The sequence below is a fragment of the Streptomyces europaeiscabiei genome, from assembly GCF_001550375.1.
In the GTDB taxonomy this organism is placed as follows: domain Bacteria; phylum Actinomycetota; class Actinomycetes; order Streptomycetales; family Streptomycetaceae; genus Streptomyces; species Streptomyces europaeiscabiei.
In genome coordinates, this window is sequence record NZ_LRTR01000297.1 from 1 (window position 1) to 903 (window position 903).

Here is a 903-nt window from a genome sequence, read left to right on the forward strand (position 1 = left end):
GCCGGTGGTGGGTGGTGCCGCTCCGCCGCATCTCGCTCCGCTGCACGAGCTGGGGGACGGCGACGCGCAGCCCGACTGGTGGCGGGTCGGCGGAGGCGGTGGCCCCGGGGGCGCTGATCTCGGGTTCGGGCTCGGGGACTCCGTGCCGGGGTTCGTCGGCGGTGTGGAGATTCCCGAGCTGTTGAAGCCGCCGGCGGTGAAGGCGGAGGGGGAGAGCGGGGCGGTCGACAAGGCCGTCGGCGCCGCGGGGGCGGCCGAGAAGAGGGAGACCCCCTCGGCGGTCGTCACGGAGGCGGCCGGGTCCCGGCGGCGGCGGTTGCCGCTGCCCCGGTTGCGGCCCGCGGGTGGGGGGTGGAGCAATCCGCTGCTGTTGCTGGCCGCCGTGCTGCTGGTCGCGGGGGCGGTCATGGGGAGCCTGGTGCCGTTGGGGCTCGGGTGGCTGATCGCCTATCTGTCGCGGAGGCTGACGCCCGCCGAGTCGAAGTGGGCGGTCATGGGGATTCCGGGGGTGGTGGCTGCCGGGGGGATCGTCTGGCTGTGGGGGCGAACGGACGGGCGCTGGGGGGAGCCCGTCGCTCGGGGGCACATGGATGCCGCGCTCGCCGAGGCCTGGCCCTGGATGCTCCGTATCGCCGCCGTCTCCTCCGCGCTCTATCTCCTCTGGCGCTCCCAACGCCCCCGCTGACCAGGGGGTTTGCTTCGCCCCCGCCGCCCCTACCCGTCCCATCCTCAAGGGGCTGCGCCCCTTCGACCCCCCTCCAGCCCCTCCGGCGCGGGTCCGTCGTGGTTGCCCGCGCAGTTCCCCACGCCCCTGAAGAGGCAGGGGGCTGCGCCCCTGCCTCTTCAGCGGCCCCACTGCGCGACCTGTCCCCACGCACCCGCACCCGCACTCGACCCGCCCCC

General features: G+C 75.6%; 1 pseudogene. It reads left to right on the forward strand.

The window, feature by feature from the left end:
• Positions 1-685, forward strand: a pseudogene (locus AWZ10_RS14610) (hypothetical protein); the annotation flags it as partial.
• Positions 686-903: the final 218 nt, after the last annotated feature.